The organism is Peptococcus simiae (assembly GCF_046569735.1).
In the GTDB taxonomy this organism is placed as follows: Bacteria; Bacillota; Peptococcia; order Peptococcales; family Peptococcaceae; genus Peptococcus; species Peptococcus simiae_A.
On sequence record NZ_JBKICG010000009.1, the window covers coordinates 1 to 23,183 of the forward strand.

The 23,183-nt window shown below is 58.0% G+C and carries 25 protein-coding genes and 1 riboswitch; of the genes, 17 read left to right on the top strand and 8 right to left on the bottom strand.

Annotated features, from left to right (window positions below; translation table 11 throughout):
• Positions 1 to 27: 27 nt before the first annotated feature.
• Positions 28 to 1,959, bottom strand: a complete 1,932-nt coding sequence (locus tag ACLGL1_RS05015) for an aconitate hydratase (RefSeq protein ID WP_411007660.1) — start codon at positions 1,957 to 1,959, stop codon at positions 28 to 30.
• Between the two features lie 238 nt (positions 1,960 to 2,197).
• Between ACLGL1_RS05015 and ACLGL1_RS05020 the strand changes: the two genes are divergently transcribed.
• The 4 genes from ACLGL1_RS05020 to ACLGL1_RS05035 all read left to right on the top strand — a co-directional run bounded on the left by ACLGL1_RS05020 (position 2,198) and on the right by ACLGL1_RS05035 (position 5,375).
• A complete protein-coding gene (locus ACLGL1_RS05020) occupies positions 2,198 to 2,914 on the top strand; it encodes a ComF family protein (protein ID WP_411007661.1) in 717 nt (238 codons plus the stop codon).
• A 102-nt stretch (positions 2,915 to 3,016) separates the two neighbouring features.
• On the top strand, positions 3,017 to 3,862 hold the full coding sequence (locus ACLGL1_RS05025; RefSeq protein ID WP_411007662.1) for a basic amino acid ABC transporter substrate-binding protein: 846 nt from the start codon (positions 3,017 to 3,019) through the stop codon (positions 3,860 to 3,862).
• A gap of 69 nt (positions 3,863 to 3,931) precedes the next feature.
• Positions 3,932 to 4,642, top strand: coding sequence for an amino acid ABC transporter permease (locus ACLGL1_RS05030; protein WP_408977269.1), 711 nt, complete (start codon positions 3,932 to 3,934; stop codon positions 4,640 to 4,642).
• A 10-nt stretch (positions 4,643 to 4,652) separates the two neighbouring features.
• A complete protein-coding gene (locus tag ACLGL1_RS05035) occupies positions 4,653 to 5,375 on the top strand; it encodes an amino acid ABC transporter ATP-binding protein (RefSeq protein WP_408977268.1) in 723 nt (240 codons plus the stop codon).
• Between the two features lie 49 nt (positions 5,376 to 5,424).
• On the opposite strand, the gene folK is transcribed toward ACLGL1_RS05035, so the two are convergent.
• From folK to ACLGL1_RS05060, 5 genes are read right to left on the bottom strand one after another with little or no spacing between them, the layout of a single operon-like run.
• Positions 5,425 to 6,252, bottom strand: a complete 828-nt coding sequence (gene folK / locus ACLGL1_RS05040) for a 2-amino-4-hydroxy-6-hydroxymethyldihydropteridine diphosphokinase (RefSeq protein ID WP_411007663.1) — start codon at positions 6,250 to 6,252, stop codon at positions 5,425 to 5,427.
• Positions 6,239 to 7,063, bottom strand: a complete 825-nt coding sequence (gene folP, locus ACLGL1_RS05045) for a dihydropteroate synthase (protein WP_411007664.1) — start codon at positions 7,061 to 7,063, stop codon at positions 6,239 to 6,241. The genes folK and folP overlap by 14 nt, the downstream gene beginning before the upstream one ends.
• 29 nt (positions 7,064 to 7,092) lie before the next feature.
• The gene (locus ACLGL1_RS05050; RefSeq protein WP_411007665.1) at positions 7,093 to 7,569 is read right to left on the bottom strand and encodes an HD domain-containing protein; all 477 of its coding nucleotides are present in this window, start codon (positions 7,567 to 7,569) and stop codon (positions 7,093 to 7,095) included.
• Positions 7,566 to 8,120 (bottom strand): GTP cyclohydrolase I FolE, encoded by a 555-nt coding sequence (gene folE, locus ACLGL1_RS05055; RefSeq protein ID WP_411007741.1) that lies wholly within the window; start codon positions 8,118 to 8,120, stop codon positions 7,566 to 7,568. Before folE ends, ACLGL1_RS05050 begins: the two co-directional genes overlap by 4 nt.
• On the bottom strand, positions 8,120 to 9,415 hold the full coding sequence (locus ACLGL1_RS05060; RefSeq protein WP_411007666.1) for a bifunctional folylpolyglutamate synthase/dihydrofolate synthase: 1,296 nt from the start codon (positions 9,413 to 9,415) through the stop codon (positions 8,120 to 8,122). Before ACLGL1_RS05060 ends, folE begins: the two co-directional genes overlap by 1 nt.
• A gap of 44 nt (positions 9,416 to 9,459) precedes the next feature.
• A riboswitch (THF riboswitch) is annotated at positions 9,460 to 9,569 on the bottom strand.
• A 115-nt stretch (positions 9,570 to 9,684) separates the two neighbouring features.
• Here ACLGL1_RS05060 and ACLGL1_RS05065 point away from each other — a divergent pair.
• The 10 genes from ACLGL1_RS05065 to ACLGL1_RS05110 all read left to right on the top strand — a co-directional run bounded on the left by ACLGL1_RS05065 (position 9,685) and on the right by ACLGL1_RS05110 (position 18,146).
• Positions 9,685 to 9,876 carry a hypothetical protein gene (locus ACLGL1_RS05065; protein ID WP_411007667.1) on the top strand — a complete coding sequence of 64 codons (192 nt, stop codon included), beginning with the start codon at positions 9,685 to 9,687 and terminating at the stop codon, positions 9,874 to 9,876.
• Positions 9,869 to 10,654 (top strand): glycerophosphodiester phosphodiesterase family protein, encoded by a 786-nt coding sequence (locus tag ACLGL1_RS05070; RefSeq protein ID WP_411007668.1) that lies wholly within the window; start codon positions 9,869 to 9,871, stop codon positions 10,652 to 10,654. The genes ACLGL1_RS05065 and ACLGL1_RS05070 overlap by 8 nt, the downstream gene beginning before the upstream one ends.
• 76 nt (positions 10,655 to 10,730) lie before the next feature.
• Positions 10,731 to 11,069, top strand: coding sequence for a CGGC domain-containing protein (locus ACLGL1_RS05075; protein WP_411007669.1), 339 nt, complete (start codon positions 10,731 to 10,733; stop codon positions 11,067 to 11,069).
• 76 nt (positions 11,070 to 11,145) lie between these two features.
• Positions 11,146 to 12,492, top strand: a complete 1,347-nt coding sequence (locus ACLGL1_RS05080) for an MFS transporter (RefSeq protein ID WP_411007670.1) — start codon at positions 11,146 to 11,148, stop codon at positions 12,490 to 12,492.
• Between the two features lie 51 nt (positions 12,493 to 12,543).
• A complete protein-coding gene (locus tag ACLGL1_RS05085; RefSeq protein WP_411007671.1) occupies positions 12,544 to 12,810 on the top strand; it encodes a TM1266 family iron-only hydrogenase system putative regulator in 267 nt (88 codons plus the stop codon).
• The gene (gene hydE, locus ACLGL1_RS05090; protein ID WP_411007672.1) at positions 12,800 to 13,855 is read left to right on the top strand and encodes a [FeFe] hydrogenase H-cluster radical SAM maturase HydE; all 1,056 of its coding nucleotides are present in this window, start codon (positions 12,800 to 12,802) and stop codon (positions 13,853 to 13,855) included. Before ACLGL1_RS05085 ends, hydE begins: the two co-directional genes overlap by 11 nt.
• Positions 13,856 to 14,016: 161 nt before the next feature.
• Positions 14,017 to 15,450 carry a [FeFe] hydrogenase H-cluster radical SAM maturase HydG gene (gene hydG / locus ACLGL1_RS05095; protein ID WP_411007673.1) on the top strand — a complete coding sequence of 478 codons (1,434 nt, stop codon included), beginning with the start codon at positions 14,017 to 14,019 and terminating at the stop codon, positions 15,448 to 15,450.
• Entirely contained in the window at positions 15,450 to 16,652 is a 1,203-nt protein-coding gene (gene hydF / locus ACLGL1_RS05100; RefSeq protein WP_411007674.1) for a [FeFe] hydrogenase H-cluster maturation GTPase HydF, read from the top strand. Before hydG ends, hydF begins: the two co-directional genes overlap by 1 nt.
• Positions 16,653 to 16,749: 97 nt before the next feature.
• On the top strand, positions 16,750 to 17,586 hold the full coding sequence (locus ACLGL1_RS05105; protein WP_411007675.1) for a hypothetical protein: 837 nt from the start codon (positions 16,750 to 16,752) through the stop codon (positions 17,584 to 17,586).
• A gap of 146 nt (positions 17,587 to 17,732) precedes the next feature.
• Positions 17,733 to 18,146 (top strand): OsmC family protein, encoded by a 414-nt coding sequence (locus ACLGL1_RS05110; RefSeq protein WP_411007676.1) that lies wholly within the window; start codon positions 17,733 to 17,735, stop codon positions 18,144 to 18,146.
• A gap of 107 nt (positions 18,147 to 18,253) precedes the next feature.
• On the opposite strand, the gene ACLGL1_RS05115 is transcribed toward ACLGL1_RS05110, so the two are convergent.
• Positions 18,254 to 19,177 (bottom strand): DMT family transporter, encoded by a 924-nt coding sequence (locus ACLGL1_RS05115; protein ID WP_411007677.1) that lies wholly within the window; start codon positions 19,175 to 19,177, stop codon positions 18,254 to 18,256.
• A 128-nt stretch (positions 19,178 to 19,305) separates the two neighbouring features.
• Here ACLGL1_RS05115 and ACLGL1_RS05120 point away from each other — a divergent pair, with 128 nt between their 5' ends.
• Genes ACLGL1_RS05120 through ACLGL1_RS05130 form a run of 3 tightly spaced genes read left to right on the top strand, consistent with a single transcriptional unit; the run spans position 19,306 to position 21,625 of the window.
• The gene (locus ACLGL1_RS05120; protein ID WP_411007678.1) at positions 19,306 to 20,196 is read left to right on the top strand and encodes a YitT family protein; all 891 of its coding nucleotides are present in this window, start codon (positions 19,306 to 19,308) and stop codon (positions 20,194 to 20,196) included.
• Positions 20,197 to 20,210: 14 nt separating this feature from the next.
• Positions 20,211 to 20,948: an acyl-ACP thioesterase domain-containing protein gene (locus ACLGL1_RS05125; RefSeq protein ID WP_411007679.1), complete on the top strand. Its 738-nt coding sequence runs from the start codon at positions 20,211 to 20,213 to the stop codon at positions 20,946 to 20,948.
• Between the two features lie 56 nt (positions 20,949 to 21,004).
• Positions 21,005 to 21,625 carry a hydrolase gene (locus ACLGL1_RS05130; RefSeq protein ID WP_411007680.1) on the top strand — a complete coding sequence of 207 codons (621 nt, stop codon included), beginning with the start codon at positions 21,005 to 21,007 and terminating at the stop codon, positions 21,623 to 21,625.
• Between the two features lie 59 nt (positions 21,626 to 21,684).
• On the opposite strand, the gene ACLGL1_RS05135 is transcribed toward ACLGL1_RS05130, so the two are convergent.
• Positions 21,685 to 22,857 carry an MFS transporter gene (locus ACLGL1_RS05135; RefSeq protein WP_411007681.1) on the bottom strand — a complete coding sequence of 391 codons (1,173 nt, stop codon included), beginning with the start codon at positions 22,855 to 22,857 and terminating at the stop codon, positions 21,685 to 21,687.
• Positions 22,858 to 23,183: the final 326 nt, after the last annotated feature.

A 23,183-nucleotide genomic window follows, 5' to 3' on the forward strand; every position in this document is an offset into this window, starting at 1 on the left:
TAAGCGGAGAGATTTTTTATTTGCTTGTTATTTCTGCTCGGCCTTAATGGTGGCCAGGAGGCCGCCGGCTAAGAGAAGGTCTTCCTGGCGGCTGCCGAGGTCGATTTTTAGGGAGAGGGGCCGGTCGAGGCCTTCCACTTCAAGGTCAACCTGGCCGGTCTTGATTTGGGCCGGGAGGTTTTTGAAGGTGAGCTTGGCCCCTTCTTTGAGCAGGTCGTAGTCTGCCGGATTGGTGAAGGTCAGGGGGAGGATGCCGTTGTTAATGAGGTTGGCCTTGTGGATCCGGGCAAAGCTCTTGGCGATGACGGCCCGGACGCCCAGGTAGAGGGGGCAGAGGGCGGCGTGTTCCCGGCTGGACCCCTGGCCGTAGTTTTCCCCGGCAACGACCACCGGGGCGGCCCCGGTCATGGCCTTACATTTTTCCGGGAAGTCCGGATCAGCCGGGGTCAGGCAGAAGTTGGACAGGTAGGGGACATTGGACCGGAAGGGCAGGAGCTTGGCATTGGAGGGGGCAATGTGGTCGGTGGTTATGTTGTCTTCCAACTGGGTGGCCACTTGCCCTTCCAGGGTTTCCGGTACCGGCTGGCCGACGGGGCAGTCCTTAATGTTTGGCCCCTTGACCAGGTCAGTTTGGCCAATGGCCTCTTCAGATGGCGGAATAAAGAGGTTGTGGTCAATTTGGAAGGCTTCCGGATGTTGGATGCCCTGGAATTTTTCTTCGCCGTAGGGGTCGGTGATGACGCCATGGATGGCGGTCATGGCACAGGTTTCCGGACTGGCCAGGTAGACATCTGCACTGGCTGTCCCGCTGCGGGCGTAAAAGTTCCGGTTAAAGGACCGGAGGGAGACGCCGTCGGTATTCGGGGCCTGGCCCATGCCGATGCAGGGGCCACAGCCACATTCAAGGATCCGGGCGCCGGCTTCGATAAAGATGGACAGGAGGCCGTCATCGGCCAGCCGCTTGAGAATCTGTCGGGAGCCCGGGGAGATGACCAGGGACACATTGGGGTTGACCCGGTTGCCCTTTAAGACGGCGGCCACCTTGGCCAGGTCTACATAAGAGGAGTTGGTGCAGGAGCCGATGGCCACCTGGTTGACCTTGAGCCCGGCCTTGTCCGCTACCGGGACGACAGCGTCCGGGCTGTGGGGGCAGGCCAGGAGGGGGCGGAGGCTGGCCAGGTCGATTTCGATGGTCTTGGCGTAGCTGGCATCAGGGTCAGCGGCCAGGGCCTGCCAGTCATCTTCCCGGCCGAAGGAGGCCAGGTAGGTCCGGGTCAGGTCATCAGAGGGGAAGATGGAGGTAGTGGCCCCCAGTTCAGCGCCCATGTTGGTGATGGTGGCCCGTTCCGGTACGGTCAGGGTCTGGACCCCGTCTCCGGTGTATTCGTAGACCTTGTTGACCCCGCCTTTAACGCTTTCCCGGCGGAGGACTTCCAAGATAATGTCCTTGGCAGCCACCCCGGCAGATAAGCGGCCGGTCAGGCGGACTTCAATGACTTCCGGCATGGTGATGTAGTAGGGGCGGCCGGCCATGGCGGCGGCCACGTCGACCCCACCGGCGCCGATGGCAATCATCCCAATCCCACCACCGGTGGGGGTGTGGGAGTCGGACCCGATTAGGGTCTTGCCGGGGATGCCGAAGTTTTCCAGGTGGACCTGGTGGCAAATGCCATTGCCGGCCTTGGATAGCCAGATGCCGTAGTCGGCAGCGGCGCTTTGGATAAAGAGGTGGTCGTCAAAGTTTTCCGGGCCGCTTTGCAGCATATTGTGGTCAATATAGGCCACAGACCGTTCAGTCCGGACCCGGGGCGGATCCATAGCTTCCAGCTCCAGGTAGGCCATGGTCCCGGTAGAGTCCTGGGTTAAGGTTTGATCAATTTTAAGGCCGATTTCATTGCCCGGCACCATTTCGCCGTCCACCAGGTGGGCTGCAATGATTTTTTCGGTTAGTGTCGCCATAAATACCCTCCATTTCGTGTTGAGCTGCATCTTACATACAGGTAATATCATTTTATACAATGACTACCGACCTCGTCAAGCAAGGGAGGGGCGGCCCTTGCCAAGGCGGCGGCTTTTTGTTACAATAGGGTCAGGATCAGCAGAGCGGTTTCTGATCGCTCTAGGGATCGGCTTCAGCAACCGGTCCACACCAAGCCACTCTTCGGAGTGGCTTTTTTTTATTAGGAGGGAATTTCAGATGAAAGGCTCTTTTTTAAGGGGGCTCTTGGAAGTCATCCTGCCAACCCCGCGGAACTGCCTCTTTTGCCAGGAGGCCATCGGGGGCTTTGGCCTTTGCGAGACCTGTGCAGCCGCCTATGAGAAAAAAGCCCGGCTTAACGGTCAATGCCAGCGGTGTGGCAGCTTTGGCGTCCGTGGCCAAGCCTGTGATGTCTGCCGGCACTGGCCCAAGTACCTGGTCCGGGTCCGGGCCGTTTGGCCCTATGAAAAAGAGGCTCGGGAGGCCATCCTAGCCTATAAGTACCACCAGCAGCCCTGGATGGTCAAGGGCTTGGCCCAGGCCAGTATCGGTTACCTGCCGGCCGGGGTGGAATTCCTGGTGCCGGTCCCCCTCCACGCCAGTCGGTACCGGGAAAGGGGCTATAACCAGAGCAGCCTCCTGGCCAAGGCCCTGGCTGCAGCCGGCGGGCCGCCGGTGGTTGAAGCCCTTCGTCGGACTAAGGCCACCCCCCACCAAGTGGGCCTATCCAAGGCAGCCCGGCTCCATAACCTGGACGGGGCCATTGCGGTGGCTAGGCCGGAAGCCATTGCCGGCAAGCACGTCTGCCTGGTGGACGACGTCATTACCACTGGGTCTACCATTGAGCACTGCGCCCGGGCTCTGCATACCGCCGGGGCCAAAGCGGTCAGCGCCCTGGTCCTGGCCGCCGGTTTTTCGACCCAGGCCGGTCGCTAAATAAAAAATTTGACATATTTTTTGCATAAGGCTTGCATTTTTATGCAAAAAATTGTATAATGCCATCAGACTTTAGAAATAATGAATAGGGGAGAGAAAAAAATGAAGAAAATTTTAGCATCCATCTTGGCGCTCGCCTTGAGCGTATCTGTTTTAACCGCCTGTGGCGGCGGCTCTGGGGACAACAATAGTGCAGCAGCACCTGACGCCAGCTCCAGCGCCCAAAGTTCATCCAATGCCATCGTTGTAGGGACCAACCCGACCTTTGCCCCCTTTGAATTCCAAAATGACAAGGGTGAAATGCAGGGCTTTGACCTGGACCTCTTACGGGCCATCGGGGAAGAAGCCGGCTTTGATGTGGAGTTCAAGAGCCTGTCCTTTGATGCCTTAACCGCTGCTGTCCAAAATGGTGAAATCGACGTGATTGCAGCCGGTATGAGCATCACCCCGGACCGTCAAAAACAACTGCTCTTCTCCAAGCCTTACATGGACGCTTCCCTAGGCATCTATGTAGCCAAGGATACCGATGGTATTAACGGCGTTGGCGACTTAAAAGGCAAAGTGGTTGCTGCCCAACAGGGTACCACCGGTGCTGACGAAGTCCAAGACTTAGCTGATAAACGTCAAATCGGCGAAGCCAAAATCTTGGAAGACTACAACATGTGCTTCTTAGAACTGACCAACGGTGGTGCAGATGCCCTGGTTATCGACCTGCCGGTGGCTGAAAACTACATGAAAAACAATGCCGATACTGTTAAAATGGTTGGCGAACCCTATGTAGCTGACTACTATGGGATTGCCATGGCCAAGGACAACACCGAATTAGAACAAAAAATCAACGACGGCTTAGATAAGGTCATCAAGAGCGGCAAATTTGAGGAACTCTGCAAGAAATATGAACTGCCGGTTCCCCAATCCATCATCGATGGCACGGCTAAAGTCGCCTAAGGACCTGGTAAAAAATGAGATGCGAGATTTCTCGCATCTCATTAGTCTTTATAGAGGGAAGGAGTAGCTATGCAGCTTAATTTCTGGGAACACTTTACAGCTGTATTGCCGATTGTCATTAAAGGGGCGGAATTCACCCTGAAGGTCACCGCCATTGCGGTCTTCTTCGGGATTATCATCGGTCTGGCCATGTCTTTAATGAAATTAAGCGGCAATCGGCTCTTAAAAGTCATTGCAAATGTCTATATTGAAGTCTTTCGGGGGACCCCCCTCCTGGTCCAAATCTTCCTCTGGCACTACGGGGTTTCCTCTTTAATCATGGTCATCACCGGGGAAAAATTCTTCTTCCAGGTGCTGACCACTGCCTGTGTGGTCCTGGGCTTAAACTCCGGGGCCTATGTGGCGGAAATTTTCCGGGCCGGGATCCAAGGGGTGGACATCGGTCAGGTGGAAGCCGCTCGGTCCCTGGGGATGACCAAGGCCCAGACCCTCCGCCATGTGGTGGTCCCCCAGGCCTGGAAACTGGTTATCCCGCCCCTGGGTAATGAATTTGTGATGCTGTTAAAGGACAGCTCTCTTTTATCCACCATTGGGGCCATGGAAATCATGAAGCGGGGGCAGATTTACATCGGGACCCATGCGGCCCCCTTCCCGGCCTATGTGGCCGTCGCCCTGTGCTACCTGGTCATTACCTTTACCCTGACCCGGTTTATCAATGGCTATGAACGGAAACTCTCCTCCGGCGGCAAGAATGCCCGGAGTATGACGGATATCAGATAGGAGGACCGCCGTGATTGAAATCAAGAACCTGCATAAGTCCTTCGGCAAGTTGGAAGTCCTTCGGGGCATCAATGAAACCATTGCCGATGGTGAAGTGGTCTCCATCATTGGGCCGTCCGGCAGCGGGAAGAGTACCTTCCTGCGCTGCCTCAACCTCTTGGAAGAACCCACCGAAGGGCATATTTTAATTAACGGGGAAGACATTACCGACCCCAAGCATGATGTGAATAAGATGCGGGCCCAGGTAGGGATGGTCTTCCAGCGCTTTAACCTCTTCCCTAATAAATCGGTGCTGGAAAACATCACCCTGGCCCCTATTAATGTCCTTAAAATCTCCAAGGCGGAGGCCGAGGACCGGGCCCGGTCCCTGCTGAAAACGGTAGGTCTGTCCGATAAGGCGGACAACTACCCCCACAGCCTGTCCGGCGGCCAGCAGCAACGGGTGGCCATCGCCCGGGCCCTGGCCATGCAGCCCCGCTACCTGCTCTTTGATGAGCCGACCTCAGCCCTGGACCCGGAAATGGTCGGGGAGGTACTGGCCGTTATCAAGGGCCTGACCCAAACGGGGATGACTTTGGTTATCGTCACCCACGAAATGGGCTTTGCCCGGGAGGTCAGTGACCGGGTCTTCTTTATTGACCAAGGCATTGTCATGGAAAAGGGGAGCCCGGAAGATATCTTCGGCAACCCCCAGGTGGACCGGACCAAGGACTTTTTGGCCAAGGTTTTATAAGACAAAGCAAAACGCTGTATCGAATGATTTTTATTCGATACAGCGTTTTTTATTGCTTGTCTTTAGCCGCTAGGGCCTGCCAGGTTTCTTCAACGGTCCGGCCGGTCAGGGGGTCCCGATAATAGGGGACGATTTCCCTTAAAGGCTCTAGGACAAAGGCCCGGTCCCGGTAACGGGGGTGGGGGAGGTAGAGTCGGGGGTTCTCGCTGACCAGGTCCCCGTAAAAAATCATGTCACAGTCCAGGGGCCGGCTGCCCCATTTTTCCTCGCGGACCCGGCCGGCTTGCTCCTCCAGGCCCTGGAGGAGGCGGAGGCACTCCCGAGGCAGGAGGCAGGTATCCAGTAAGAGGGCCCCGTTTAAGTAGGGGGCTTCCTGCCGGCGGCCGACGGCAGGGGTCTCAATAAAGGAGGCAATCTTTTTCAGCCGGATGCCCTCGCTGGCCTCTAGGGCTTCAATGGCCTGGCAGAGGGTGGCCAAGCGGTCGCCTTCATTGGCCCCCAGGGCCACCACCACCGGGTGCCAGCGGCGGCTGATGGTGATGGAGGCCGTATCCAGGGGGAGGCCAATAGGCGCCCAGGGCTTGGCGATGGTTAACTCCAGCCCATGGACGGGCGGGAAGGCCAGGAGGAGCTGGCGGGCCAACTGCTCAGCAGCGGTCTCCAGGAGCTTGACGGTATGGGCCTGGAAAAAGCGCTGGGCTTCATGGCAAACGGCCCCGTAGTCGACCCCCCGGGATAGGTCATCCCGCATGCCAGCGTGGCTGGTGACCAGCTCCAGCTTGAGGCTGATTTCAAAGCGCTGGCCGAGTTTGTTTTCCTCGGGAAACAGGCCATGGTTGGCAAAGACCACTAGACGGTCAATTTTAAGATAATCCATAGCCGTCCCTTTCTATAGCCATGGCCACGTCCAGGGCCTCCTTGTTGGCCTTGACATTGTGGACCCGGAAAATCCGGGCCCCCTTGAGGTAGCCGTAGACAGTGGTGGCGGCGGTGGCCAGGTCCCGGTCAGGGGCCGGCCGGTCGACAATGCTACCCAGGAGCCGCTTGCGGGAGGTCCCCAGGAGAACCGGGTAGCCCAGGGCCACTAACTCATCAAGCCGGTGGATGACCTCCGCATCTTCCGGCCGGGTCTTGGCAAAGCCCACGCCCGGATCCAGGATGAGCTGGTCCTTTTGGCAGCCGGCCGCCAGGGCCAGGTCTACCTGCTTTTGGATATCGTCCCACACGTCTTTGGGGTAGGCGGTGTAATGGGGGGCCTCATCGTTGTGCATGAGGCAGTAGGCCACCCCGGTTTCTGCAATGAGCGGGGCCATGGCCGGGTCATACTTGAGCCCCCAAATGTCATTGATCAGGTGGGCGCCGGCATCAATGGCGGCCCGGGCGGTGCCGGCCCGGTAGCAGTCAATGGAGATGGGGACATCAAAGCGGGCCTTGACGGCCTCAATAATGGGGATAATCCGGCTACACTCTTCATCGACGGAAATTTGCACATGGCCCGGCCGGGTTGATTCGCCGCCAATATCTAAAATGGCGCAACCGTCGGCGAGCATGTCCTCGACATGGGCCAGGGCCCGGTCCATGTCATTCCACTTGCCTCCATCCGAGAAGGAGTCGGGGGTGACATTTAAGATACCCATGATATAGGCATCCGGTCCGGTAAAGTCAAAATTTTTCTGACCGATATACATAAGGGGCCTCCATTTCTTGATTAAGGGTCTTAATAGCGGGGGTAGGCGTTTTTGCGGTCGGTTGGCCAGTGGCAGCTATCTGTCGCCGGGCACTGGTAGCAGGGCCGGGACAGGCTATCGGCCAGGGAAAAGGCCTCCAGCAGGTTGTTGGGGGCAGCCGGGCCGCGCCAGCCATGGCCCTCGATGAGCCGGATGACCTCCGGCCGGCGGTCGGCCGGAAAGCCGATGGCCTCCAGCCACTGGTCGGCCAATTGGGCGCTGGCAACCGGGTGGTCGGCCTGGCCCTTGTCCAGCCGGCCCAGGTCATGCATGAGGGCGGCCAGGTAGACCACATCCTTGTCCGCCGGAATATCAAAATCAGCGCAAATCAGCATGGTCACCCGGGCCACATCGAGGAAGTGGTCCAGGTTGTGCTTGCAGTAAATACGGTCGGCTTCCTGGTTTTCCAGGGCCCTCAAGGCCTGCCGGTAAGATTCTAGGGCCAAGAGGCGGGCGAGGTAACTCATTGACCTATCAGGCTCAAAACCTGGCCCTGGCGGGCGAAGTCATCGGTGAAGATGCCCCGGGTGGCAATGGTGGTTGTTTTGCTGCCCGGTTTTTTGACCCCCCGCATGGTCATGCACATGTGCTCGGCGGTGATGACCACCATAACCCCCTCGGTATGGAGTTCGTTCATGATGGCCTCGGCAATCTGGTCGCCCATCTGTTCCTGGAGCTGGAGCCGGCGGGCAAAGGTTTCCACTGTCCGGGCCAGCTTGGACAGGCCGACCACTTCATTGCCCGGTAGGTAGGCGATATGGGCGGTCCCATAAAAGGGGAGGAGGTGGTGTTCGCAGAGGGAGTAGAAGGGGATGTCCTTTTCCAAAAGGAGACCGGAGCTTTCTACCGGGAACCGTTTGCTCAAGTGGATGGCCGGGTCTTCAGCCCGACCGGCCAGGAGTTCCTGGTACATGGTGGCGACCCGCTTGGGGGTTTCGATGAGGCCGTCCCTATGGATGTCTTCCCCGAGGGCCTCCAGTAAGTCTCTAACCGCTTGTTCAGCTTTTTCCTGGTTGATCATAGCATCTCACTTTCTTCTAGTAGACATTGGCGGGCCGCCTCCAAGTGGGAGAGGGACCCGCAAATGATAAAGTAGTCGTTATCCCGGGCGCTGCTTTTAATGTAGCGAATGGCCTCCTCGAGCCGGGGCTTGAGGGTGACTTGGCAGGCCGGGGCCCGGGTCTCGGCCAGGGTGGCCAGGTCTTGGGCCGGCATGGACCGGTCGGTATTGATTTCGGTAATGATGAGTTCGTCGGCCCGGCCATTTAAGAGGGCCAGCATACCGGCGGCGTCCTTGTCCTTGAAAATATGGAGGACCACCCGCCAGCGGCCCTGGGGGGCGATATGGTCCATGTTGTCCACCAGGACAGCCATGGCCGGGGGATTATGGGCCCCGTCCAGGTAAAGGGGCCGGCTAAAGGGCAGCCTTTCCATCCGGGCCGGCCAGCTGGTGGCCAAAAGACCCTGCCGGCAGTCCTTTTCGCTGATGATATAGCCCAGGTCGCGCAGGACCTCGACACATAAGAGGGCCCCGGCGGCATTGGTGGCCTGGTGGAGGCCCAGGAGGGCCGTCTGGTAGGGTTCGCCCCGGTAGCTAAAGGCCTCCCGGCCATCCACCGGGCCCAGGGCCTTGACCGCAGTTGGGTCTAGGACATAGAGGGGGGCCCGGTTGGCAGCGGCTCTGGTCCGGATGACCTCGGCCGCTGTCGCCGCCTGGGGCCAGGAAACCACTGGCACCCCGGGCTTGATAATACCGGCCTTGGCCTCTGCAATGGCGGTCAGGGTCTGGCCCAGGAGGGCCTGGTGGTCCATACCAATGGCCGTCAGGACGGTGAGGATGGGCTTTTCCACCACATTGGTGGCATCCATCTGCCCGCCCAGGCCGGTTTCCATGAGAAAGACCGTCCGGGGCCCCACCGGGGCTAAGAGCCAGGCAGCGGCCAGCTCCATTTCGAAAACCGTCGGATGGGGCAGGCCGTCTTCAGCCATCCGGTCCGCTGCCTGGGCCACTTGGGTCAGGGCCTGGGCAAAGGCTTCGGCCTCCACCGGCTGGCGGCAGACCATAAAGCGGTCCAGGTAGGTCCGGACCTCCGGCGAGGTATAGGAGGCCGTGGTATAGCCGGCTGCCTCTAAGATGGCCGCCAGGTGGGCCACCGTTGACCCCTTGCCATTGGTACCGGCAATATGGATGATCTGGAGCTGCCGGTCCGGATGGTCCAGGTAGGCGGTCAGGTGGGTCATGGTGTCTATCCCATAGACGGACCCCCGCCAGCTGTGTTGATCTAAATAAGCCCTTGCTTCTGAATAATTCACCATAGCCTCCATAAAAAAAGTCCTCTCACCTGAGAGGACCTGACTTGATCTGGGAGCGTTCACCACATCGCAGCCTAAGCATTCGTTCAGCGGCACCCCCTCGTCCGGCTGACACTCTTCGGATAATCCGACACGCATGGTGAACTAGGATCTATTAAAATATTGAACTAATCATAGCACTATTGGCAGGCCTATGCAAGGTATTCCGGCCTTGACATCTGGCCAGAAAAGCCTATAGTAAACCATAATAGAGGAAGGAGGTCGATGACATGACGAAAGAAAACAAGCAAGCGGCCAGTGACCAGCCCACCAGCTGCCAGCCATCTGATGACCTGACCTGTGCCGAAGAAGTCCGGCTGGGACTCCTGGATTTATTTGCCGCCATAGATGCTGACCCGGCTGCCCAAGCCGCGCCGGCAGACCCGGCGGATGATCCGAATGAAGGTGATCAAGATGCGTAGGTACAGGGATGCCAAGTTGCGGGATATTTTCATGTCCACCCATTATGCCCACCGGGGGATTCACGATACGCCGGATTGTCCGGAAAACTCCCTGGCCGCCTTTAAAAAGGCTGTGGACCTGGGCTATGGCATTGAACTGGATGTCCAGGAAAGCCATGACGGCAAACTCGTCATCCACCACGACCTGGACCTGGAGCGGATGACCGGCCTGCCCGGCCTGGTCGGGTCCACCTCCTATGCCCACATGCGGGACCGCCGGCTCAAGGAAACAGACCAGCGGATTCCGACCCTGGCAGAAGTCCTGGCCCTTGTGGATGGCCGGGTCCCCCTTCTTATTGAGGTGAAAAGCTTTCTCCGGCCCAAGCGCTTTGCCGAAGAACTGCGGAGCATCTTGCGGGGCTACCAGGGCCCCTATATGATCGAATCCTTTAACCCCTGGTTCCTGCGGCGCTACTACGCCCTGGATAACCGGGTCTGGCTCGGCCAATTGTCCCAGCACTTTCCCGATGTCCTGGGCCGGCTCTTTTTATCCACTCTTTTGTGCAGCGCCGTCAGCAAGCCCGACTTTATTTCTTACAGCATTAAGGCCCCGAACCGGTTTGCCCTTTGGGTCTGCAAGACCATCCTGCGCAAGCCCCTCTTCGGCTGGACGGTCAGAGATGACCAGGCCTACCGGGCCCATAAGGACTTCTTTGACCTTTTCATCTTTGAACACATCCGGCCGGGCAAACCGGACAATGCAGATATGCAGCGGCTCATGGCCCAGTTGGAGGACTAGGCCTTGCCTTTAGGCCGCTAACCGGCTATAGTGGGCTTATATCTTTTGGAGGATATAGTTAGAGGAGGAGATTGAAATGAAACTCGGTATTATTCGCTGCCAACAGACAGAGCACCTTTGCCCCGGTACCAAGTGCCTGCAAGGGGCCCAACACCACACCTTTAACTTTGAACAATTTAAGGATGAGCCCATTGAGTTGGTTGGCATGGTCAGTTGTGGCGGCTGTCCGGGCAAGCAGGTGAGCGCTCGGGCCGCAGAAATGGTTAAGCGAGGGGCAGATACCATTGCCCTGGCCAGCTGCATCACCCGGGGCAATCCCATCGGCTACCCTTGCCCCTTCCAGGCCAAGCAGAAAGACCTGGTCCGCCGGCAGCTGGGCGAAAATGGCCGCCTGCTGGAGTACACCCACGAATAAATAATTCGCATAGGCCGCCCCTGCGGCCTTTTTTTGTGCCCGGGGGCGTGCTACAATGGGGGCATTAGGAGGCGCTATGAAAAGAACGAATATACCGGTAGTAACGGGGTTGAGCCTGGGGGTCATGCTTAATCCCTTGAATAGCTCGATGATTGCCCTGGCCCTGTACAGTATCCAGCAGGATTTTTCCCTGCCTCTGGCGACGGTGACCTGGCTGGTCACCGCTTTTTACCTGGCCAGTATGGTTGGCCAGCCGTTGATGGGCCGGTTGGGGGATATGGCCGGCCATAAGCGGCTCTTTATTTTTGGGCTGGCCCTGGCTCTATTGGCGGCCCTTGGCGGGGCCTGGGCACCGACCTTTGTCTTTCTCCTGGTCATGCGGATTATCCAGAGCCTGGGGACCAGCCCCCTCTATCCCTGTGCCAATGCAACGGTGAACCGGGTATACGGGGATGAGAAGGGGGAAATGGTGGCGCTCATGGCTACGGTAAACGCGGCCATGGCGGCCTTGGGGCCTTCGATTGGGGGCCTGGCCATTGCCTGGTGGAGCTGGCAGGGGATTTTCCTGGTTAATATCCCGGTCATCCTCCTGGCGCTTTTTCTTTGTTGGCGGTTTTACCCGGCTGATGCAAAAGCCCTTCGCTTCGACCGGCAGCTGTTAAAGGATGTGGACCTGCCGGGGGTCTTTTATTTTACGATGACAGTGCTTTGCCTAGTCGGTTTTATCCTTACCTTGAAAGGCGGGGGGCAGTGGTGGATACTGCTCTTGGGTCTTTCAGCCCTGGCCTTTTTTTGGCAGCGGGAGCGGCGGACGGCCAAGCCCTTTATTGACCTGGGTCTCTTTAGCCGCTACCCCATGATTGGCCTGAGCCTGGTAATGAACCTCCTGGTCAATGTCTATTACTATATTATTTTCTTTGGCCTACCCCTGTACCTTCAGACGGTTATGGGCTTTTCTGCGGGGAAGAGTGGGCTCATCATGCTTTCCTGTGCCGGGGTTTCCATGCTTGTGGGGCCGCCGGTCGGCCGGTATGCGGACCGGGTGGGCTATGAAAGGGCCCTGGCCTTTGGGGTCCTGGTCCTGGCCCTGACCGGGGTCTTGTTCAAGGTCTTTTTCCTGGGCCATGGCCTGGGGGTGATCATCGCCCTCATGGCCTTTTCCGGCCTGGCCTATGGGGCCTTAAATGTTACCGTCCAGCTGGCGCTCATGCGGCATACGCCGGGGGACTATACGGGGATGGCCATAGGCCTCTTGCAGTCATCCCGTTACTTAGGAGCCATTGGCTCCAGTGTGGCCCTGGCAGTCATGGTCCATGGGGATATGACCCGGGGCATGTTTGCGGGCCTGCTGGATATGATGATGGTTGCCGGCCTGCTCTTGCTGGCCCTCTGGGCCCTGGCCAGACGGCGGCATGCGGTCTAGCCCTGATCAAGGGAAAGCAGTGGATGGATAGAAGGATTAGGAGGGGAAGAAATGGAGACACGGGTAGCCATTGTCAGTATCATAGTCCATGACAAGGCCCAGGTGGAGCTTTTAAACAGGCTCCTGCACCGCTACAGCGAATGGATCATCGGGCGGATGGGCCTGCCCTACCGGGCCAAGGACATCAATATTATCGCCATCGCCATGGATGCTCCCCAGGCTGAGATCAGCGCCTTGTCCGGTAAGATTGGTGCCCTGGAGGGAATCAAGGCCAAGGTTTGTTATGCGGATAAGGGGCAGGCCTGTCATGGGGCCTAGGGAAGCGGCCTGCCTGGACCGGCTAGTCCAAGCCGGCCGGCTGTCGGCTGAGGATTGGACGACCCTGCTGGCGGCCCGAACCGCCCCGGCCTTTTTAGCGGCCCTGGCCCCCCTGGCCCAGGCAAGGGCCCAGGCCACCTATGGCAAGACCGTTTACATCCGGGGCCTCATTGAACTGACCAATATCTGTCGGAACAATTGCTACTACTGCGGTATCCGCCGGGACAACCGGGAGGTCAGCCGCTACCGGCTCAGCGAGGACCAGGTGCTGGAGGCCTGTCAGGCCGGCTACCGGGCCGGCTTTCGGACCTTTGTCCTCCAGGGGGGTGAAGACCCCTACTGGACGGATGACCGCTTGGTGCCCTTCATTCAGGCTATTAGGCACCGCTTTCCCGATTGTGTCCTGACCCTATCCCTGGGGGAAAGGTCCCGGGAAAGCTATGCCAGGCTTTACGCAGCCGGGGCCCGGCGCTACCTGCTCCGGCATGAAACCGCTGACCCGGCCCACTATAGCCGGCTCCACCCGGACGAGATGTCCCTGGCCCGGCGGCTGGAGGCCCTGGCGGACCTCCAGGCCCTGGGCTTTCAGGCCGGCTGCGGGATGATGGTCGGGTCGCCCGGCCAGGGGACCAGCCAGTTGGTCCAGGACTTTTTATTTATCCAGGACTTCCAGCCCCAAATGGTGGGCCTGGGGCCCTTTATCCCCCACCATGCCACCCCCTTTGCCGACCAGCCGGCCGGCGGGGTTACCGAAACCCTGGTTATCCTGGCCCTGGTCCGCCTGGTCTTGCCTAAGGTGCTCTTACCGGCCACGACGGCCCTGGCCACCTTGGACCCCCGCGGCCACCTGGCCGGGATTGCTTCCGGCTGTAACGTCATCATGCCCAACCTGTCGCCGCCCTCGGTCCGGAAGAACTATAGCCTCTACGACGGCAAGCGGTCCTCTGGCACAGAGGCGGCGGAAAATGTCCAGGCCCTGGCCGCTGAATTGGCGACGGTCGGCTACAAGATTGTTGTTCAATCCGGGGACCACCCGGATTTTTAAAAGGGGATCAGTTCTTTCTTGAGCGGAAGAACTGTTATTTGATTCGGGGTCTAAGAGCGGGCTAATTTTATGATGACCAGAGCTTTATTGAGAGGAAAACAAACACTGAAGAGGATCTGATGAGAAAGCCAAGGCTGACTCAAAAGAGAGGAGTCATTCAAATGACAAAACAAGTGGCCTATGATGTGGCCTCTAAAGAGGCGGAAGCCTTTATCAACCATGAGGAAATCCTGGACTGCCTGGCCTGGGCCGATGCCCACCGGGACGATGAGGCCTTAATTGACGCCACCCTGGAAAAGGCCCGCCTGCGGAAGGGACTCAACCACCGGGAGGCCCTCCTCTTACTGGACTGCAATATCCCGGAAAAGGTCGAGGCCATCAGGGCCCTGGCCAAGGAAATCAAGCGGGACTTTTACGGGGACCGGATCGTTATGATGGCGCCCCTTTACCTGTCCAATTACTGCGTCAATGGCTGCCTTTACTGTCCCTACCATGCCCCGAATAAGACCATCCACCGGAAGAAACTGACCCAGGAAGAGGTGGCCAGAGAGGTCATTGCCCTCCAGGATATGGGCCACAAACGTCTGGCCATTGAAGCCGGTGAGGACCCGGTAAACAACCCCCTGGACTATATCATCGACTGCATTCATACCATTTATAATACCAAGCATAAGAATGGGGCCATCCGCCGGGTCAATGTAAACATTGCTGCCCTGTCGGTCGAAGATTTTAAGCGGCTCAAGGCCGCTGATATCGGCACCTATGTCCTATTCCAGGAAACTTACCATAAAGAGAACTACGAAGCCCTCCACCCGACCGGGCCCAAGCACAACTACAAGTGGCATACCGAGGCCCATGACCGGGCCATGGAGGCCGGCATTGATGACGTGGGCTTAGGCGTTCTCTATGGCCTGGAAAGCTACCGCTATGAATTTGTCGGCCAGCTCATGCACGCCGAACACTTGGAGGCGGTCTTTGGCGTAGGCCCCCATACCATCTCGGTCCCCCGGGTCCGGCCGGCCGATGACATCGACCCCACCAGCTTTGACAACAGCCTGACCGATGACCGCTTTGTCCAATTGGTGGCGGCCCTGCGGATTGCTGTACCCTACACGGGGATGATCATGAGCACCCGGGAAAGCCAGGACATCCGTCGTCGTTGCCTGGAAGTGGGGATTAGCCAGATCAGCGGCGGGTCCCGGACCAGCGTTGGCGGTTATGCGGAAGAAGAAAAACCGGAAGACAACAGCGCCCAGTTTGACGTCAATGATACCCGGACCCTGGATGAGGTGGTCCACTGGCTCATGGACCTGGGTTATGTGCCCTCCTTCTGTACGGCCTGCTACCGGGCCGGCCGGACCGGTGACCGCTTTATGGCCCTGTGTAAGAGCGGGCAGATCCAAAACTGCTGCCTGCCCAATGCCCTGATGACCCTGAGAGAATACCTGGATGACTACGCCTCCGAGGCTACCAAGGCCGTCGGTGAGCAGGTTATTGAAGACCAGCTGGCCCATATTGATAACGAAGAAGTCCGCCGGATCACGACGGACCACATCCATGACATTGACGCCGGCCAAAGGGACTTCCGTTTCTGATGGCCGGGTTCATAGATACCCCTAGGGGGGACCGGGCCACCATCGGCCTTTTTGGCCGGCGGAATGCCGGCAAGACCAGCCTCTTTAATGCCCTCCTGGGCCAGGAGGCGGGCATCGTCAGCGACCGGCCCGGGACCACCACCGATGCCCACCGGGTCAATACCGAATGGCCGGGCGTCGGTCCGGTGACCCTCATCGATACCGCCGGCTTTGATGATAGCGGGGACCTGGGCAGTCTTCGGGTGGCCAAGACCGAGGCCCTGGCTAAGGGCTTGTCCCTGGCCATCCTGGTTTTTGCCAGCGGTGATGAAGAAGAGATTGTCCGCTGGCAGGCCCTCAAGGAGCCGGGCCCGGCCCTGGCTGTCCTTTCCCAGGGAGATAGGCCCGGCCGGGCGAGCCTGGCAGCGGCCTTGTCGGAAAAAATAGGAGGGGAAGAGGTCCTCCTGGTCAGCAGCCAGACCGGCCAGGGCCTGGACCAGTTGCACCGGGCCGTCCAAGCCCTCCTGCCCACTGAAGAGACCCCCTACATTACCGGCGACCTGGTCCGGGCCGGGGACCGGGTGGTCCTGGTCATGCCCCAGGACCAGGCTGCGCCCAAGGGCCGGCTCATCCTGCCCCAGGTCCAGACTATCCGGGAACTCCTGGACCGGGCGGCCCTACCCATCTGCACCACCCCGGAGACCCTACCGGCCGCCCTGGCAGCCCTCCAGGCCCCGCCGGACCTGATGATTACCGATAGCCAGGCCTTTGCCCAGGTGGCGGCCCTCTGCCCGGCGGAGACGGTCCTGACCTCCTTTAGCGTCCTCTTTGCCGGCTACAAGGGCCGGGCGGACGTCTTTGCCCAAGGGGCCCAGCGGCTCCTGGCCCAGCCGGCCCCGGCCCGGATCCTCATTGCAGAGGCCTGCAGCCATACCCCGACCTCCGAAGATATTGGCCGGGTCAAGCTGCCCCGGCTCTTGCGGAAAAAACTGGGAGAGGACATCCAAGTGGATATCCTCGGTGGTAACGACTTCCCGACTGACCTCAGCCCCTATGACCTGGTCATCCACTGCGGGGCCTGTATGTTCACTCGGGCCTATGTCCTGGCCCGGATTGCCGCCTGCCAGGCCGCCGGGATCCCCATCACCAACTATGGGATGGCCATTGCCGGCCTGACCGGGATCCTCTCCCAGGTCACGCTCCCGGATGGTAGCCGGCTATAAGCTTCTATTGACAAGTCTTAGCCGGTCCAATATACTAAAACTATCCTAGATGTAGTCTTGGCTTACTAAGATCTTACCTTGAAAGAAGGCGACAACCATGTATAAGAAAATCCTAGCAGCAGGCCTGGCCCTGGCCTTTTGTGCCTCGGTTGGCCCGGCAGCGGCATTTGCGGCCCAACCGGCCAGCGAACCGCCGGCTAAGAGCACCGACACCGCCCGCATCGAACAACCTAATTTCTACCTGACCCTGCAGCAGGGGTCTGAAAAGACCCAGCTTTCTGTTGTCGCTCATGTGAAGGCAGATGACCAGCTGCTTTTACGTCGGGCCAAGGCCGACGGCAAGTGGACCAATGTCGCTGAACCGGTCAAGGTCAAGGCCAATGATACCAAGGTCTGGTTCAACCTGCCCCGGCAGGATACCGATGGCAGCTACTTTTCCTACCAGGTCGTAGCCCTGGCCACTGTTGGTGACAGTTCTCCGGCCATCCGGGTAATCCTGGATGCCAGTGGCAAGGACCGGATGTTGGCTGAAACCGCCCCGGTGACGGCAGCCACCCTTGCACCAAAACCCGGTCAAGACCCGGCTAAACCGGGCGAGGGCCAAGCTACCGACCCGGCAGCGAAACCGACCGATCCTGCTAAGCCGGGGGAAGCCGCTAAGCCCACAGAAAAAGACCCCAAAGACCAGAAAGATAATAAAGACAACAAAGATAATAAGGACAACAAGGACAATACTGCTAATAAAACAACCACAAGTAAAAGTACCACCGGCAATACAACCACTAATAATAAGACAAGCAACCCTTCAACGACGGCTAAGACCAGTTCCAGCACAAATAAAACCGTGCCCAAGACCGGTCAGGTTGGCCTAGCTGTCCCCATCGGCCTCCTCTTGGCCGGTAGCGGCCTAGCCCTCCTGCGCCGCCGTGACTAATCCTTGATGCCTGCAAACGCACCCTACCGGGTGCGTTTTTATTTGCCTGTAAAGGTTCGGGAAAAAGTGTTTTTTTGATTAGCCCCGTCCAAAAAGGGTATATAGAAAGAGAAAGTAAAACTCAAGACAGTCGAGGAGGAAATACCATGTCCGTTCATTATGAAACGAAATTTACCAACGTTGGTGGCCGTGTCGGTGAGTCCGTAGCTATTGACAACACCTTTAAACTGGAACAACCCAATGAAGATGGGAAAATGAACCCCGGGTCTACCAACCCGGAACAACTTTTTGCAGCTGCCCTGGCTTCCTGCTATAACGGTGCCTTCCTCTACCATATGGAAGCAGCCGGTAAAGAAAGCGAAGTGAAGTTTATCGTCACCGTTTACCTGGAAGATGACCCCAACTATGAAGGGACCATGCGGGTCCGTTGCGAATGCAAGGTAGATGCCCCCCAACTGACCAAAGAAGAAATCAAAGACTTCCTCGAAAAGGCACAAACCACCAGCCCTTACACCAAGATGTTCAAGGGTGGCGCTATTTTAGAAAATGTGGTTGACTAAGCACCACTAAAAAAAGCTCAACATCCAGCACTAAGAAAAGCCGGACGTAAGGTTCCGGTTTTTGACTTGGTGTGAGTCGTTGAGCTTTTTTTATTTGCCGCCCGGGACTACTTGGCCCGGTCAGCCGGCGTCGGGCGGGTTAAAATCAGGACCGCCATAATGATAATGATAAAACCGACAATATCCATGGGGGTGAACTGGGTCCCCATCCAAAAGTGGGAGAAGAGGGCGGCGGACAGGGGTTCCACACAGGCCAGGATGGAGGACCGGACCGGCCCGATGAGCTTGACCCCGTATAAGAAGAGGCTGAAACTCATGACGGTCCCAATGAGGACCAGGCCGACCAGGCCAAAGACCATCCCTCCGTCCCAGCTAATGGCCTCGTGCCAGGGGTGGGTGAAGAGGAGGAAGACCAGGCCGCCGATGAACATCCCCCAGCCGGTGACACTTAAGGACCCATGGCGGCCTAGGATCCCCCGTGGTAAAATAGTATAAAGGGCCAGGGCAAAGGCTGAACTCAGCCCCCAGACCAGGCCTGCCATAGAGAGGACTAGGTTGGAGGGATGGCCGTGGGTGGCCAGTAAAAAGACCCCAATGACCACACAGATAATGGAGATGGCCTCAAGGGGGTGGGGCCAGCGCTTATAGGTTAGGCAGGACCAGCCCAGGATAAAAATAGGGGCGGAGTACTGTAAGACCGTCGCTGTCCCGCTATTGGTCAGGCTGATGGCCACCAGGTAGGTGTACTGGACAGTCATGAGGCCAAAGATGGCAAAGATAACCAGCCGTTTTAAATCATAGCTGTCCTTCAAGATGGCCAGGGGATGGGCGCCCTTGCCCCGGAAGAACTGGGCCCAGCAGATGGCGAGCAAAATGCCGCCGGCGGTCAGCATCCGGAAGGCGGTCAGCCATTCACTGGAGACATCTCTTGTTTTAAAAAGGAATTCGCTGCAGGTGCCGGAAAAGCCCCAGCAGATGGCCGCAAAGAGGACCAGAAAGGTCCCTAAGCGGCGGGTTTTTTCTTCAATCATTGTCATCACCTAGCAACCATACTACCATAGGAAAAGCCGGTTCTTCAAGGGGCTAGGCGGCTAGTTTCCCCGGCCCGGCTCTTGAACCGGCGGGTCACTGGAGTTGTTATCAATTCAAGGAGGCATGTATGAAGGGTTTTGCACTCAGGTCGAGAGCCCAAAAGTTTGAACCGGCCAGTCGCTACTTATTATGTATTTTTGGGGCGATTTTATATGGGATTGGCCTGAATATCTTCGTCGGCCCCATCCACCTCTACATGGGTGGGGTGACCGGTATCGCCCAGATTGGGAATACCCTTTCATCCCAGCTCCTGGGGATCCAGGTCAATATGACCGGGTATGTGGTCTTCATCATCAATATCCCCCTCTTATTCATGGCTTATAAGTATATGAACCGGATCTTCTTTGTGAAGACCATCATTACCATTGTCGCTGAAATGGCTGCCTTTTCCTGGATTCCCATCCCGGCGGCTCCCCTCTTGGATGACCCCCTGACCCTGTCTGTTATCGGGGGGATCATCAGCGGTTTCGGCTGTGGCCTCATCCTCCGTTACGGAGGGTCCTCCGGCGGGGTGGATATCCTGGGGGTCTACGCGGCCATGAAGAACCCCAATATCAGCGTGGGGACCCTGTCTCTCATCTTAAGTGCCCTGGTCTTTGTCTACTGCGCCTTTGTTTACCCCTTTGAAACGGTGGCCTACTCGGTCATCTATACCCTGATTACCACCTTTGTTTATGAAAAGGTTTACCTGCAAAATATCAAGGTGAGTGTCCTGGTCATTACCAAGCAGCCGGAGCACTGGGTCTATATCAACAATGTCCTGCAGAGAGGGGCGACCTTCTGGCGGGGGATTGGGGCCTACTCCGGCACCGATACCTATATTATTTTCTCGGTGGTCAGCAAGTATGAAATGCCGATCCTACGGCGCTACCTCCGGGAAAAGGACCCCAATTCCTTTATGGTGGCCTGGGACCAGGTTACGGTCAATGGGCACTTCCAAAGTCACTTGTTTTCCTAGGAGGCGGCGAACGATTGGATGAACAAACCTGGCTTTTAGACGATTTTAGTGTAGATTACACCGGCCACCTGTCCCTGGCGGGTATCCTGCGTCTTTTTGCTAAGACGGCGGCCCAGGCCCCGGACCAGCAGGCCGCCCAGGAAAGCCTGGTGCGGCTGGGCCTCCCTTGGACCTGGATGATGACTGACCTGTCCCTGACCATCGACCGCTTGCCGGTCCTGGCCAGCCAGGTCGCTGGAGCCACCCACTGCCTGGGCAATGACCGGCTCCATATTTACCGGGAATACGCCCTGGCAGATGACCGGGGCCCCTGTATCACAGGGCGGATTGCCTGGCTCCTGGTAGAGGACCAGAGCCGGCGGCCGGTCCGGACTAGGGACTATCCGGCTGATTTAAGGGCCATCCTCCCTTCATTGACTGGCGACCGGCCGGCCATGCGGGTCCGCTTTCGCCTGTCCAATGCCTTTGTCCCGGTCGGTGATTTTAGTGCGGACTTTTCCCAGCTGGATATGAACCGTCATGTCAACCATATTTGCTATATCAACTGGGTCCAGGATGCCCTCTGGCGGGCCTTTCCCCAGCCGGGCGAGATGACCGGCTTTCAAATCAGCTGGCTGAAGGAAGTCCGTCTCCATGAGCGCCTCCATTTTTACGTCCGCCGGGCCGGTGCCGGCTATGAGGTCCTGGGGCAAAAGGCTGATGGCGTCCCCTGTATCCGGGCCCACGTCCAGACCCGGCCCGGCCCTTCTTAAGACTTGTCAGACGGACGGGGCACTGTTATAATACAGGAATAAGAGGAGGAGATTATATGGAAACAGCTGTTAAAAGAGAGGACGCCATCGCCCTACTAAAAGAATACAACCCGGACCCCTTTCACCTGGTCCATGCCTTCACCGTAGAAGGGATTATGGCCTATATGGCTGAGGTCCTCGGCTATGGCGAAGATAAGGACTTTTGGGCCCTGGTCGGCCTGCTCCATGATGTTGATTTTGGGACCTATCCGGAAGAGCACCTCCAGCATGCCCCGCGGCTTTTGGCCTCTATCGGGGCTGAAGAGCCCCTGGTCCATGCGGTCATGTCCCATGGCTACGGGATTTGCTCAGAGGTGGCCCCTGAACATGAAATGGAAAAGGTCCTCTTTGCCATGGACGAGTTAAGCGGGATCATCTGGGCCGGCTTGCTCCTGCGGCCTTCAGGGACCCTCCAGGATATGGAAGTCAAGAGCGTTAAGAAAAAATTTAAGGATAAACACTTTGCCGCTGGCTGCAACCGCGACATCATCCGTCGAGGCGCCGACCAGCTGGGCTGGGACTTGGCCGACCTCCAGTCCCGGACCCTGGAAGCCATGAAGGCCGATGAAGACCGGCTGCGGGCTGAAGTGACCCGGTGGGTTCCGGACTACCGGCTACCGGAACCTAAAGAAGGCTAAAAAAACTGGCTGCTATCTTGCGATAGTAGCCAGTTTTTGCTTGTTCAGATAAAAGTTGCCTAGGCCTCTTCTTCTAAAGCCGGGAGGAAGATCATGGCCAGGACCGCTAAGGCCATACAGGCCCCGGCCGCTAAGAAGGCCGGCCCCGGCGCACTGTCCGTGAGGGGGAGGATGATATACCCCGGAATGAGGACCGCCCCCAGGAGCTGGAGGCTGGCAATGAGGCCCCCGGCTGTCCCCGCAAACTGCATGCCAATCCCCTTGAGGCTGAGGGGAATGGCCAGCAGGAGGGGGAAGACCCCACTGGTGGTAAAGCCACAGAGGAAGAGGCCCGCCGCCAGTAAGACCCCGGCCGGCAGCTGCCAGGCAAAGGCCAGGGCCAGGGCCCCTAGGGCCACAATCAGCACAATGGCCCGGCGCAAGCCGCCCAACCAGCCGGCAATATAGGGGGTGGAAAAGCTCCCGATAATGGCCCCAATGCTGATCATAGCACTATAAAGTCCGGCAGAAGCCGGTGAAAAGCCCTTGGTTGCCAGGGCGGTGGGCATGGTGGCATTAATCAAGAGGGCCGCCCCTATGATAAAACAGAGGGCCAGGCCGGTGACCCAGACCCCCCGGTGGTGGATGACGGCCTGGAGGCTGCTTTTCAGGGAGACCCCGGCCGGCTCTTCCAACACTTTCGTCGGTGCAATGAGGCACCACCAGGCCGGAACAGCGATGACCGCTAAAACACTGGCAATCCAATAGGCCGTCCGGATGGAGGGCAGGAGGGCGGTGGTCGCCATGCCCACCGTCATCCCCAGGCAGCCCAGGGCCATGGCCAGGCCCATCATCCGGTGGGCCCGGCTCGGCGAAAAATGGGCCCCGAAAATCTTGGCTGCATTGGCATTGATAAAGGCCGGCCCAAAGCCGGAAAAGAGCATGGCCCAGAAAAAGATACTGTAGGTATCGCCCGCCATCCTGGCCACTGTCCCAATGGCCATAAGGGTGACGGCCATCCCTAAAATGAGCCGGACCCCAAACCGGTCCACCAAGAGCCCACTGACCAGGCTAAAAACAACCGCCGGAATCATCGGGGCCGTAAAGGCTGCCGTAAAGGCCTGGGTGTCAATATTCAAGAGGGCCATGATATCATTGGCAATGGGGGATAGCTGGTACTGGGTGTAATTGGCTGTAAATAAAATAAAAGACGTCAGTGCAACCACAAGCGCTCGCTGCGAAATACCCTTCATTTCGTACCTCCTCATCTAAGAACACATGGTTTTAAGTATACCATATACCCCCTATTTTGGATATGTTTTTGTCCGGTCCGCTTGTCAGACGAGCGTGCGGCATTGCCAAAAGTATCCAGGGGACGATAGCAGAGGAAAAAATATCCAACCGGCACCAATTTTAACCAGCCGACCCATGGCTAGGGCTGGGACAAAACCGGGATGCGGACAATGAAGGCAGTGCCGAGCCCTTCTGTAAGGGGTAGACATCACAGGCCTTAGTCAAGGCTAGCGCAGAGGGACTTACCCCTATGGTCCTTGCCGTTCCCGGTGGCCAGGGACAGAAG